The sequence below is a fragment of the Streptomyces sp. NPDC030143 genome (assembly GCF_055573695.1).
This window is the reverse complement of sequence record NZ_JBVIAY010000053.1, coordinates 1-12,085: the sequence shown is the minus strand read 5'-3', so window position 1 is coordinate 12,085 and position 12,085 is coordinate 1. Positions and strand designations below refer to the sequence as shown.

Below are 12,085 nucleotides of genomic sequence, written 5' to 3'. Positions count from 1 at the left end.
CTTCCGCAGGTCCCGATGCAGCCCGAATCGAATGACGTCAATCGCCAAGGCCATCCTCACACTGGAGCGGCAACGCTGAAGAGGCTCATTGAGCCAGACCCGGGCGCAGGAGTCCACTCCCTCGAAGCGCACTACCGTCGGCATGTCCTGCCAGGAGTCCGGCAGGTCGAAGACGCGGCGGTAGTCGCCGGTCTCGTTCTCCTGTGGGACGAAGGGCGGGTCGAGCGGGATGGGGTAGGCGATGTTGAGGTAGACGGGCCGGCCGTAGCCGCGCAGCTGCCAGTGCGAGGGGACCGCCACGGCGTCCCAGGAGCCGTCGTCGAACTCCGGGTCCTGGAACCCGTCCGGCTCGGCCCGCAGCGCCGACGAGAACCGGAACGCCCACTGCCCGTTGAGGTCGATCCGGGGGGCGTCGGAGTCCAGGACCGCGCGCGGCGCCAGCCGCCCGCGGCCGGGCGTGAAGTCCTCGAAATAGCGTGCAGGCATGCCAAATGTCCTCTGACGGGCTGGGGTGATGCGCGCGACCGTACTATCGAAGGCGTGTTGCGGGAAGGTGCTCCCGCCACTGCGGTCTCGGCGGGCGCGCCGGCCCGGATGCCTGCGGCGGGGCCGGGTCTACGCATTCTTCCGCCGCTGGCGCGACCACGGTCTGGTCCGCGAGCTCCACGACCGGCTTCGCCGCAGGGTCCGCGAGCAGGCCGGGCGGGACCAGGAGCTGAGCGCGGGCGTGATCGACTCCCAGTCCCTCAAGGCGGACGCCGTGTCGGGGCCGACAGCCGCGGGTTCGACGGCATCGCCTTCCGCGACGAGCACCAGAAGTTTCGTCCGCCTCCATACAGTTCCCCTCTCCGCGTCCGCCCCCGGGTCGCCCCGTCACACCAGGCGCTCGCACCAGGACACACATCCGGTGGAGGTACGGATCAACGGCCCGTAAGTGCGGGTCGAGCACCGAAAAAAAGTTTTTCGTTTTCAACCAATCGAATCGGCCCTCCGCTCCGTATCACTGTCCGGCGGCGGATCCACGACACAGAACTGCCACAGCGCCTCACCAGGCTCCCGCCTGCCGCACGCCCATCAGCGCCAAACAATCCCAGGAGTAAATGTGCGCACCCGTACAGCCATCACAGCCGTCCTGCTCGCCCTCGCCGCTACGACAGCCGCCTGCAGCAGCGACAAGCCCGACCTCGCCGCCTGCAAGGCCGCCATGGAGAAGCAGTACAAGGACGCCAAGAAGAGCGAACAAGACAAGCGCCCCGACGCATGCGACGGCGTCGACACCAAGACCATGGACCAGTACAACCAGGAAATCTTCGACGACCAGACGACCAAGTAAGTCGAGGACGTGGAGACCTCGACGCCGGCTTGAGACGGATCCGCCGGAGTCGACAGCGCCTGCGATGGGACTCAAGGCCCGCGGCTGCCCACCAGGCGAGGCGTCAGAGCAGGTGAAAACGCCGAGAGCCCCGGTCCAGACGGGATCTGGACCGGGGCTCTGTCGGGTGCCTTCGACGTTCTTCGGCAGCAGTTCGTTGTCGATCGGGGGGCGGTGGGTGAGCCCGGGGCGGGGCCAGCTGGGGTTGTGCTGGCCGGGGGTGTGCCGTTGGCGCGGGGTGTGGTGGTACGGCGGCTTCTTGCGGTGGATGGGGAGGGGACGCTGTCGGCGCTGCATGTGCGGATCGCGGCGGAGTTGGCGGGTGTGTCGGAGCGGACGGTGTGGCGTTGGCTGGCCGATGGACGCCGGGGCCATGTCGAGGCGTGGCCGCGGCAGGACGTCGCGATCGCTTCGAACGAAAGTTTCAGCGGGTGGACGAAGACGTTCACCGATCCGCGGCTCTGCGCGGCCATCGTCGACCGGCTGACCTTCAACGGCGCCATCATCCAGACCGGCACCGAGTCCTACCGCCTCGCACATACCAAGGCGCAGGCCGAGCAAGCCGCCGCTGGCTGAACAGGAAGAGCCACACCGAAATTCCGTTGCGGGATCTCTGCAGCAACCCGACTGTGTTTTCACCTTGCAGACCCACCCTGAGTGGTCACTCGCCTGTCGAAGAGGTGCTTATGTCAGCCGTTGTTGTCGTCGGTGCGGGAATCGTTGGCTCCTCGGTGGCCTACCATCTGGCACGCCAGGGCATCCCTGTGACCCTGCTCGACCAGGGACCGTCACCGGCTACGGGGGCGACGGGCGACTCTTTCGCCTGGATCGGTGGCCATGGAGGGGACTGGCCCGGCGGAGCGCAAGACCTGCGTGGATCCGTACTTGCGGACTACCGGCGACTGGAGACCGAGCTGCCTGACGTCACCGTCCGCTGGACAGGCTCGCTGACCTGGACCGACGCCCAGGCCAACGACTCTCGGTTAGGACCCGGCCGTTTCTGGGTCGGAGGAAGTGACATCGCGGTGCTGGAGCCCAACCTGCGCAACCCTCCCGAGCAGGCAATCCATACCCCAAGCGACGGGGGCGTCGATCCGACAGCAATGACCAAGGCCCTCCTGGATGCTGCTCGCGCCCACGGCGCAATGGTGAACCACAACTCGATCGTGACTTCCCTGAAAATGGCGGGCGAACGCGCCGTGGGGGTGCTCTCCTCCACCGGATTCCACGCCGCCGACACAGTCGTACTCGCCGCCGGAACCGGCATCCCCAAGCTGGCTGAGCCGTTGCTGGCTGGTCTGCCCGTTGCCGCATCCCCTGCCTGCCTGGTGCGGCTCACAGCACCGCCCGGCCTGGTCAAGACCATCGTGGCCAGTTCGGACTTCGAAGTCCGAGAGGTACGCAACGGCGACCTCTTCCTGACACTCCCGCACGTTGAAGACAAGTCAGCGACATCGTGTGAGCAGGCCACGCAAGACGCGCTCCGCCGCTTGCAGTCCCTCTTCCGCGGAAGCGACAGCTGTCGCTTACTGGGCTATCGCATCGGCAGACGACCGATGCCCGCTCAAGGACCGATCATTGGATACGTGGCACAAGATCGATCCGTCTACGTCGCCGTCACACACTCGGCCATCACCTTGGCACCCACCGTCGGGCGACTCGTCGCCGACGAACTCCTGACCGGCAGACCAGCCCCCGAGCTACGACGCTGTCGTCCGCGCGGTCTTGCCCAGTAGCAATGCCGCACGACCCGGGCGGACACGATCACGCGCCCGGTGACATCAATTCTCTTGACATTGATCAAGGGAACCAGGGTCTTGGTGGCTCCCGAAGTCACCGCGAAACGACATCCGCAGACGCTCACACAGCCAAAGCTTCGGAGTCGCCGCCAGCAACGCCGTTGAGGATGGACCGAACGTCCTCATCGAGGTAGTCGCGGGGATCCAGAACGATCGGCATGCTTGCGTCGCGGGCATGGCCCGCGCGCCATTCGAGGTGGTGATGAGGCTCGTTGAACGTCCCCACCCGGCGCTCACAGGTTCCCCAGACCTGCTCCCATTGGTCCCCCTCATGGCGCGCTGACCTGCGGACGATGCGAGTCCGACGAACGGGATTCGCGGACCCACTGAGAGTGGAACACCACAGAGTGAGGGGTCTTGCGCAGACGCGTGCGGATTCTGCGGCCCTGCCGGTGAGTACCCGTACTCATGCCTGAGCGCGGCCCGTGGTCCACCGTTGAGATCACCAACGGACCGACCCGAGGAAACAACCGATGCCGACTGCGCCCCACCCCCGCCGTGTCCCGCGCCTGCGCCCACTCCTTGCGCTTGCTTCGGGCAACTGGCTCGCCCGGGGCTATCTGGCTGTATTCGCCGTCTCCTTCACAGCCATGTTGCTCTTCCCGGAGAGCGCCTTCGCCGGGAGCCCTCTGCTGCTGACGGCGCCCCTCTCCTTCCTGTGCATGTTCCTCCCTCTCGACCCCGGCGCCGAGGTCGACGGGGCGGCCGACGCGACGGCGGTCGCGGTCTTCGCCGTATGCCTCCTCCTGTGCGCCCTCGTGAACGCTGCCGTGCTCGGCGCCCTCGCCACCAGGGCCGCGACCGCCACATCGGCCGGAGCGCGTGAGCCCCTCCCGCACGTTGCGGACCCGGCTGAGCAGAAGAGAACAGACATGACGGCCCCTGAAGGCACCCGCCCGCAGGGGGTTCGGGCCTTGCTGGCGCCTGCGGTGGACAACTGGCTCGCGCGTGGTTACCTCGCCGTGGTCGCGGTGGCGCTGGGGTTCTTCCTGTGCGCCGAGTTCGTGCTGTCGGATCCCGGGTTCGCCGGGATCTGGCCGCTCATGGCCACGGCGCCGTTCAGCATCCTCGCCATGGCGGTATCGTCGCCCGTTGCGTACTACTCCTCGCTCGCCTGGTTGAGCCCGTTGATCTTCTCCATCGGGGTGGCACTGTCCGGGCTGGTCAACGCCGTGCTGCTCGGCCTGCTCGCACGCAGGCTGCGGGCGCGGGAACCGCGCCCGGCCACCTGAGGGAAGCGCCGGATCAGTCGGCCGGACCCAAGTCGTGCCGACTGAAGAGGCGCATACTGCGCCGCGGCGTCCGGGGGGATCCACGAGCAGGGCGCGAGCGTCGACGAACCCCCAGCAGTCACCCGACCCTGACCCCTCCGCGCATTCCGGCACCTCGTGGCTGTGCCACTTTCACGGGGAGTCGTTTGGAGGTGTGGCTTTGTTCACGAGAACGGGTTCTGTGGAGCCGCGCGCTCAGTGGCGGGATGTGTGTCGCTACGACCAGAACTCGTCGTACGCCTTCTGATCGGACCAGAGGTCCCAGCCCTCGGTGATCCTTCCGTCTCGGATGTGGAAGACGATCACGTAGTCCATGTCGAGCTCCTTGCCTTCACGCGAGGCCGTGACATGGAGCAGGGCGACCGTGTGCTGGTCGTTGGCGAGCACATCATGGAGTTGCGGGCGATACGTACCCCCTGAGAGCTGGAACTCCTTCTGGAACGCAGCGAACGCGGCCTCACGACCGTGGTACTCGCCGGCCAACGGGCTCTGGCCGGGGTTATGCCACACCACATCGGGGTGGAACACCTCCGCCAGCGTCTCCATGTCGCCTGCCGTGAAGGCGGCCATGGCCCGCTGAAACACGGCAATGTTCGGATGATCAGTCATCGCAGCCTCCTCTGGGCTCTGGCCCGCGAACGTAACCGGAAGCTGGATGGACAGCCGCAGGCACACCGGGCCGGCCGGACCCGCCTACCCGATCGGGCGCAACGGGAGCCGTGGCGACCTCCGACATCTGCGCGCCAGCCCCCTCTGGACAAAGACGCTCTCGTTCGAGGCGTCGGTGGCGCATTTCACTGACCACAGAAGTTGAGCCAGAGCCCGTCCACCGACAGCACCTCGACGTCCGCGACCGACGGAAACAACAGCTCCTTCAGCCGGAGCACGACCTCTTCCACGGCCCCGAACTCTCAGCCCAGCCGCCTTGTCCACGGACCATTTTCGGGCGACTTCATGCACGGCACGAAGGGACCCAGCTGTCACTCAGAGTGGCCACTCCACGGAAGTTGAGCCAGAGCCCGTTCTCGTGAACAAAGCCACGGCGGGGGATGAGGGGCAGATGACCGGGGACAGTGATGCGCTGTCGGCGTCGGCCGCCTATGACGGCGACTCTTCCTGTATTGGTGCCGCGCGGCGCCTGGCCATCGGCTTCCTCACCGACGTGCAGGCCGTGTACGGGCTGCCGGTGTCCGAGCGGGCGATGGGCATGACGCAGCTGGTGGTCAGTGAACTGGTCACCAACGCGGTGAAGTACGCGTCCGGGCCGCTCATGCTGGATCTGCAGATCGTCGGCGGTGCGGTACGGGTTTCGGTGTGGGACAGCGACCCGGTCCTGCCGGACATCGCCGCCACCGACCCGCAGCGAGTGGGCCGGCACGGCCTGGAGATCACCCTCGCCGTCAGCCAGGGCTACGAAGTCCACCGTGAACCGGTCGGCAAACGCGTCACGGCTCTGATCGCTCTGGCCGACGACCCCGGCGGGAACATCGCCGGCCGCACCGCGCCATAGGGCCCGAAAGGGAGCCGGACAGGAGGGAGCTGGGGCCGATGGACGGAGGCGCAGGTTCCGCTGCTTCACCGGTCCCCAGCTATGAGGGCTGGTGCCCATCAAGGTGGCGATTACACCGTTTTCACCGGGTGGGATGTCCTGGTGCCGGACATGCCTGCGGGGCCCCGGGTGCACCCGGGGCCCCGCAGTGTGGCGCGTTGCCGCTTGATGGCTACCAGCGATACCAGCGGCCCTTGCGGCCGCTGGTATCCGCCGTCCGCACGACGAAGCCCAGCAGCCAGACCACCAGCACGATCACGGCGATCCACCACAGTGCCTTCAGCGCGAAACCCGCACCAAACAGAATCAGAGCCAGCAGCAGAACCAGAAGCAGGGGAACCATAGTTATCAACCTCCGAGGCACCGGATGCCCGATCAATCGAAGAACACACAGCCGATTTCCCTGGTTTCTTCACCGCTGTTACGGACACTCGACGCACTTCCGCCACCGCACACACGGTCCGCGCGATCTCACGGGAGAGGCTCCGGCGCCGCGATCCCTGACAAGCGCCGCCTCACGGACCGGGGAGATGGTCCGCATCCGTTGACAACGCACGATCACCGGGCGGCCCCCCAGCAGCGGTTCTCCACCGATGATCAGCGCCCGCGCCATGGCCATCATCCTGCGCCTTCCCCGCTCCCGACCGCAGCCCGGGACACCGCGTGGCTGCTACTGGAACGCCGGGCACGACATCCCGCGGCTGACCTGAGGGGGCCACAATGTGACGTTCTGATCGTCTGGCGCGCTGAGGAGAGGGATCCCCTGTGCGGTCTGGGTTCTGCGCTCCGTGGAGGGGACAAGCGGGCGCCGACGTGCAGGGGCAGGCTCGTTCAGTCCCCCGTGGCGGGGCTGCTCCTGCCCGCCCTGCGGCTTCGGCTGCCCGAAAGGCAGGACTAAAGCCCCATGTGGGCGGAGTCGAGGACCACGCGCGAGACGTCGATGAGACCGGCATCATCGAGTCGGTGCAGCACCGCCTCATGCAGCCGGCCGCAGACGCCGGCTCTCGACCAGATCAGGAACCGGCGGTGGGCGGTCGACTTCGAGATCCCGAAGCACGGCGGCAGAGCCCGCCAGGCGTACCCGCTGACCAGCGCGTAGATGATCGCTCGAGCAGCGTCTCATCAGGCGTGTCCTGCGTTCCCCCGCCCTGAGACCGCACCTTCGACGGTGGGATCGACGGCTTCGCGATCTCCCACAGCCCGTCCGGAACAATCCAGCTCCACGTACCCCGCCCCATACACGTCTTCGAGGCCGGGGACGCCCGGCTCGCCCGCTTCCTGGAAGGCCTGGTATCAGCGGACGTCCTCCTTGACGAGCACCTCCAGGAGAAAAATGGTCGGCACCATCAACGGTCATCTCCGGACTATCGGGTCGAGTTGAGAGTGACCGGCAACGATGGCGGCTATCCCGTGTTCACCGTGGCGCCAACGCGGCTGCATGGCATCCGGCGGCCGAAGAACATCATCTTTGCCTCGTTCACCAAGCCCGACATCCGCTTCCGGTCCTCGGTGGACAACGACATCGAGATCGTCAGAGGCAACCCGGACGACACCCTCGTCTACGACCGTGAGGTCCCCATCGCGGGCCTGCGCTGGCGTGACGGTCCGTCGGTACCCCGCTCGGCGTCGCAGGCCGGGCAAGAGGTGTCGGGCGGGCAGTTCGGCGTGGGGGAATCGTCACGGACGAAAGCCGGGGTCAACCGAGTGCATGAGTTGTGCCCGTTCTGGCCCTGTTCTCGTATAGCTACCGCCAGGTGGCGTGTAGCGCTGAGTAACTACTTGGGTCTGCGTTCGCGCTGCTGGAGGGCGGCGAAGTCGGCGTGCACCGCCTCGCTCTCTCTGACCGAGCGTCACTCTGATTACAGAGAGCTACTCGTCACTTCGCCGTAGCTTCGGGAGAACAGGGCCGTCTTGGTGTCGATGGCGTCGGACACGAAGGGGCAGCCATGGGGACTGGTCCAGGCGTCGCGGACGCGACAGGTAGTCGGACGGTTCGGGCGGCCTATCGGCGAGCCGACGGTCGGCTGGTCGAGGCCGTACTCGACAGGATCCCGGTGGACGAGGTGGCCGGCGGACAGCCGGTACGCGAGTTCCGTTGGTACCGGGCTGGAAGCAGGGCGGCTTCGACCAGGCAGCGGGACCATCGTGACCTGGTGCGGGTGCCGTACGGGCGGCGTTCACGGTAACGAACCCGTCCTCCCCGCAGGGCAGGCCCCGCAGGCGCATGAGAACTCAGCCGAACGGGGATTACAACTGGGTGAAAAGCAGGGGGTACGGCAACGTTTGGTACCGCGGGCGGCTGCCCCACTGGTTACGGGGGCTGCTCGTCCTCGCGGCCGGATGGGGAGTCCTGCTCTGCGGTCAGCAGGTCGCTGAAGGCTACGGAGCGACCATGGAGTACCGCGACGCACCGGTCTGCCAGGGCGGGGGCCGGAGCGGGGACGGGGATGAGGGGGAACTCTGCGTGCGGCGCGAGGCGGGCACGGTGCTCGACCGGCGGACGGGTGAGCGCTGCACGTCCAACGGCACGAGCGGCGGCACGACGGGAGGCATCACCACCGCAGGCGGCGGAGGCGGCGGTACGACCTGTACGACGTACCACAACCTGAAGGTCCAACGGCCAGGGGGTACAACCTGGTTGGGCGTGGGGTCGGAGACGTACGACGACGCCAGGAAGGGTGACCACGCCGAAGTCCGGTTGTGGCAGGGGGACGTCGTGGAGCTGAGGGTTCGCGGCCACATCGACTCCTACGCGCCCTCCTCGCAGCAGGCGGTTCTCCCGTGGCTCGCGCTGGGCTGCCTGATCCTGGCGGGCGGCGCATGGGCATTGCTGAGCGCGCGGCTCTCCGGCCTCTTCGCCTTCCCCAACTTCGGCTTGCTGGGCGTGGCCGTTGGGGGTGGCTGGCTCGGCTCCATGGCACTGTTCGGCGGCCACCCCGTGGTCTGGGTGTTCGCCATCATGTGGACGGGCCTCGCGGTCTTCTGGACCCTGAGTGCCTGGCGGGACGGGTAGCAGCAGCCCGTTCGAGCCTCCAGCGACCGGACCGCCGCCGGTGAGTCAAGTCGGTGCACGGGGTGCGCGGGGTGGTGAACTTACGGCCTGGGGTCGCCCGAGCCCCGCATCCAGCCCGAAGAATCCGACAGCCCGGCTGGACAAACCTGAGATGTGTCGGCTTCGTGTCAGTGGGAGTGTGTCAGTCACGGTTGAGCAGGGAAACGCTGTTCCTGCTGGTCGTCGGCCTGTGGCTGGAGCTTGCCACTGACACGACGGTGGTACTTCGCGACCTTGCGGCTGTCATGGGTCGGTACATTCCCAGCTGGCTCACTGCCACGAAGACGGCACATCTCACAGTGGCGATCCGGCTCCCCAAGGCGGAGTAAGCCACTCGGCATCTCGAGGCTGATCGAAGGGGCCGGTTTCCTGAATTCGGGAAACCGGCCCCTTCGTGTGTCGTGGCGCAGTATTCGCACGGCACCGTCATGCGTCGACGTAGCGGCTCTGCACGAACGGAGTGAGGCGGGAACGGCCCGGGCCACGTTCGGCACGGGGCTGAAGCGCCGTGAGCCGCGGTGCTGCGGGAGATCGCGGAGGGGCTGGTCCAGGGCGGCAAAAGGGGAGGCGCTCTTTCGTCCAGCGCTGCCGGTCCAAGCGTCCGACGGGCAGCAAGCGCTGATTCGGCCGCTTCCCGCCGCATGTCCGACGGGGCGCTCGACCAGTGGTGGTCGAGCGCCCTCATTCAGCGGACTTTCCCTACACGCTAAGCACCGATCAGCGCGTCGTTCCCACTTCACGGACAGACGACTGTCATTTTCCGCCTCTCCTGCGGCGCCGCAGGGTGAGGATTGCGAAGATGAGAAGCCCGATGATGATGATGGCTATGGTGGCTCCGACGCTGCCCCCGACAGCGGCGCCGGAACGAGCAAGCGGTAATGACATGTCCTTCTCCTCAGCCTGTCACAAGCCGGTCACATGAATAGGCCGGCACCCGCGCCCATGGCCCAGCAGGCCACGCCGATGCCCTGATCCATTGCTTTGGAAGCGCCGAGCAGCTTTGCTCCGACTCCCACCTTTCTGCCTACCGCACCCACAAGAGCTCCGGCGGCAATCGAAGACCCGCTCTTTCCTTGCATGGCCCCGCCTGCAGCCTCCATACCGATCGATGCAGCGGTGAGGCCGGCCGCTACGAGCGCGCCGCCGGGTATGAAGATGGAGGCAAACCCCAGCGCTTGGCCGCCGTAGCTGAGCCATTCCCCCCGGACAACCCAAGGAAGTCCAGGCCGCTGGGCTCGATGCGGTTGACGGGGTCTCCGGCGGCGTAGGCGTAGGGGTTGCTTTCCTTGCCGGAGGGGTCGGGCTGGGTGAAGCGGCCGAGCTGGGGGTCGTAGTAGCGGGCGCCCATCTTGTACAGACCGGACGGGTCGAGGTAGGTGCCGGTGTAGCGGTAGGGCTGGTTCGTGCCGGTGGTGGTGCGTGCTTCGCCGTAGGGGCCGTAGCTGTAGGTCGCGGTGCGCTTGCCACCGGCGTCGACAAGGCCGATGACGCTGCCCTGGACGTCGGTGAGGTAGTACTGGCTCGCCCCGCCGGTCGTCATGGCTGTCAACGTGCCCGAGGCTTCACGGACGAAACCGGTGGAGTTCTCCACCGTCATGCCGGTCGCGGCGTTGGTGAAGGTCGAACTGCCGCGCATGAGACGGTCGTTGTTGTCCACTCCGGCGATCACACATCGACGGACTGAACACCAGATTTGGGGTGCGGTCGACCACTGTCTGCCGCGGCCAGCCGCACCCCCAACGCGCTACGCCCACTCCACGCCCAGCTCCCGCAGCGCGTCCAGCTGCTCCGCTGTGAGCTTGTCGCGCCTCGATTTGGTGTTCGAGACCCATACGCCCAGTTTCACGACCACCGGCTCCGTCTCGCCGTCGACCGTGATCTGTTCGCTAGCCCCGCGTGGTACAGGCCGCTGGCCTTCCCGTTCCACCCACTGCGCGAGGGCCGCAAGGCCGCGCTGAAACGCCTGCTGCGCCTTACCCGGGCCCTTCGTCGCACGCATTGCCGCAGGGGCCGGAGACGGCGCCTGGGCGGGCCGGCGCCTGGGCGGGCCTCACGCCCGGCTGGGACAGCCGCTCCTGCTGCTCGGGAAGAAGGTGCGCCCAGGTGACCGGGTTCTTCTGCCGCTGGAGCCACTTGCCCAGGCAGGCCCGCCTCGTCCAGCCACACGCCCAGGTTGCCTGGCAGCCTCGTAGCTCTGGCGCGACCGTCTGCGGCTGCACGACATCCCTCGAAGTGAAGTGCACAGTCCACGTCGGCTCACGCATCCTGGCGCCCCTCTCAGTGCGAACACGGCCTACTCGCGGAACTGAACATCGCTTGTGCACGGCCGGTCAGTGACCGTTGTGGGAGTCAAGCCGGGCGCGGCTCCTTCACCGGCAAAAGCGGCGAACGCGTCATCAGTAGGGGGTGGATGCATCAAGATGGACGGTTGCGCGGCATGCGGGATCCGGAAGCTGCCCTGTCCGACTGACTGCCGCCCGAGCCGGTCCGCGGCTGGACCGCGCCTGGACTGGTCTCCGAGAAGCTAACCACGCGTACGGCATTCGTACGCTATCCGTACGGTGAACGTACGTGCTTCGTACGTTCCATGGGCTAGGGTGTGGTCGGGAGGTGTTCCATGTCCGAGTTGTTCGACGCGGTCGATGCGCTGGTGGCGTCCCGGTCTGTGTTGCCGCCCCCGGCGGAGCGCAAGCGGCTGCGTGCCGCGCACGGCCTGACGATCGACGAAGTGGCAGGCGCGCTGAAGGTGCGGCGGGCCACGGTGTCCGGTTGGGAGGCCGGCAAGACCGAGCCCCGCCCGCCGGAGCGCGACGCGTACGCCCGGCTGCTGCGGCAGCTCGCGGAGCTGTACCCCGCCCCCACCAGCTCGGCCGCACCCGAGCAGGACACGGCGGTGCCCGAGATGTTCACCAGCGAGCCCGTCCCCGCTACGGAAGTCCGGACCGCTGCGGCGCCGGTCTCCGAGGCTGGGGCCATGACCGCGACCGAGCACACCCAGACCTCTGCCTCCGTCGCCCCAGCTCCGGTGGCTGCGCCCAGTCC

Annotated in this window: 12 protein-coding genes and 4 pseudogenes; 9 read left to right on the top strand and 7 right to left on the bottom strand. The window is 67.3% G+C overall.

What is annotated here, in order from left to right; all coding sequences use genetic code 11:
- Positions 1-79, top strand: a pseudogene (locus ACZ4YY_RS37380) (IS5/IS1182 family transposase); the annotation flags it as partial.
- A gap of 11 nt (positions 80-90) precedes the next feature.
- Here ACZ4YY_RS37380 and ACZ4YY_RS37375 read toward each other — a convergent pair.
- A pseudogene (locus ACZ4YY_RS37375) lies at positions 91-486 on the bottom strand (sugar-binding domain-containing protein); the annotation flags it as partial.
- A 616-nt stretch (positions 487-1,102) separates the two neighbouring features.
- Here ACZ4YY_RS37375 and ACZ4YY_RS37370 point away from each other — a divergent pair.
- The 3 genes and pseudogenes from ACZ4YY_RS37370 (at position 1,103) to ACZ4YY_RS37360 (ending at position 3,108) form a co-directional block, all read left to right on the top strand.
- Complete coding sequence (locus tag ACZ4YY_RS37370) at positions 1,103-1,333, top strand: hypothetical protein (RefSeq protein ID WP_468299846.1); 231 nt, start codon at positions 1,103-1,105, stop codon at positions 1,331-1,333.
- Between the two features lie 429 nt (positions 1,334-1,762).
- Positions 1,763-1,948: pseudogene (locus ACZ4YY_RS37365) on the top strand (ATP-binding protein); the annotation flags it as partial.
- A gap of 110 nt (positions 1,949-2,058) precedes the next feature.
- Complete coding sequence (locus ACZ4YY_RS37360) at positions 2,059-3,108, top strand: NAD(P)/FAD-dependent oxidoreductase (RefSeq protein ID WP_468299844.1); 1,050 nt, start codon at positions 2,059-2,061, stop codon at positions 3,106-3,108.
- A gap of 124 nt (positions 3,109-3,232) precedes the next feature.
- Here the strand turns inward: ACZ4YY_RS37360 and ACZ4YY_RS37355 are convergent, their stop codons facing one another.
- Positions 3,233-3,397 carry a hypothetical protein gene (locus tag ACZ4YY_RS37355; protein WP_468299842.1) on the bottom strand — a complete coding sequence of 55 codons (165 nt, stop codon included), beginning with the start codon at positions 3,395-3,397 and terminating at the stop codon, positions 3,233-3,235.
- 247 nt (positions 3,398-3,644) lie between these two features.
- On the opposite strand from ACZ4YY_RS37355, the gene ACZ4YY_RS37350 reads away from it, so the two are divergent.
- Positions 3,645-4,403, top strand: a complete 759-nt coding sequence (locus ACZ4YY_RS37350; protein ID WP_468299840.1) for an SCO4225 family membrane protein — start codon at positions 3,645-3,647, stop codon at positions 4,401-4,403.
- A gap of 255 nt (positions 4,404-4,658) precedes the next feature.
- Here the strand turns inward: ACZ4YY_RS37350 and ACZ4YY_RS37345 are convergent, their stop codons facing one another.
- The gene (locus ACZ4YY_RS37345) at positions 4,659-5,051 is read right to left on the bottom strand and encodes a nuclear transport factor 2 family protein (RefSeq protein ID WP_454339402.1); all 393 of its coding nucleotides are present in this window, start codon (positions 5,049-5,051) and stop codon (positions 4,659-4,661) included.
- A 451-nt stretch (positions 5,052-5,502) separates the two neighbouring features.
- On the opposite strand from ACZ4YY_RS37345, the gene ACZ4YY_RS37340 reads away from it, so the two are divergent.
- A complete protein-coding gene (locus ACZ4YY_RS37340; protein ID WP_468299838.1) occupies positions 5,503-5,952 on the top strand; it encodes an ATP-binding protein in 450 nt (149 codons plus the stop codon).
- A gap of 211 nt (positions 5,953-6,163) precedes the next feature.
- Here ACZ4YY_RS37340 and ACZ4YY_RS37335 read toward each other — a convergent pair whose 3' ends face one another.
- Complete coding sequence (locus ACZ4YY_RS37335; RefSeq protein WP_361950522.1) at positions 6,164-6,334, bottom strand: hydrophobic protein; 171 nt, start codon at positions 6,332-6,334, stop codon at positions 6,164-6,166.
- A 560-nt stretch (positions 6,335-6,894) separates the two neighbouring features.
- Positions 6,895-7,229 (bottom strand): annotated as a pseudogene (locus ACZ4YY_RS37330) (transposase); the annotation flags it as partial.
- On the opposite strand from ACZ4YY_RS37330, the gene ACZ4YY_RS37325 reads away from it, so the two are divergent.
- Entirely contained in the window at positions 7,165-7,881 is a 717-nt protein-coding gene (locus ACZ4YY_RS37325) for an AbiJ-related protein (RefSeq protein WP_468299848.1), read from the top strand. The pseudogene ACZ4YY_RS37330 and the gene ACZ4YY_RS37325 sit on opposite strands and share 65 nt — an antisense overlap.
- A gap of 502 nt (positions 7,882-8,383) precedes the next feature.
- Positions 8,384-9,004: a hypothetical protein gene (locus ACZ4YY_RS37320; protein ID WP_468299836.1), complete on the top strand. Its 621-nt coding sequence runs from the start codon at positions 8,384-8,386 to the stop codon at positions 9,002-9,004.
- Positions 9,005-10,172: 1,168 nt separating this feature from the next.
- Here the strand turns inward: ACZ4YY_RS37320 and ACZ4YY_RS37315 are convergent.
- Positions 10,173-10,700, bottom strand: coding sequence for an RHS repeat-associated core domain-containing protein (locus tag ACZ4YY_RS37315; protein ID WP_468299834.1), 528 nt, complete (start codon positions 10,698-10,700; stop codon positions 10,173-10,175).
- A gap of 87 nt (positions 10,701-10,787) precedes the next feature.
- The gene (locus ACZ4YY_RS37310) at positions 10,788-11,042 is read right to left on the bottom strand and encodes a helicase associated domain-containing protein (RefSeq protein WP_468299832.1); all 255 of its coding nucleotides are present in this window, start codon (positions 11,040-11,042) and stop codon (positions 10,788-10,790) included.
- A 618-nt stretch (positions 11,043-11,660) separates the two neighbouring features.
- On the opposite strand from ACZ4YY_RS37310, the gene ACZ4YY_RS37305 reads away from it, so the two are divergent.
- Positions 11,661-12,085, top strand: a 425-nt coding sequence (locus ACZ4YY_RS37305) for a helix-turn-helix domain-containing protein (RefSeq protein WP_468299830.1), incomplete at its 3' end; no start/stop codon positions are given.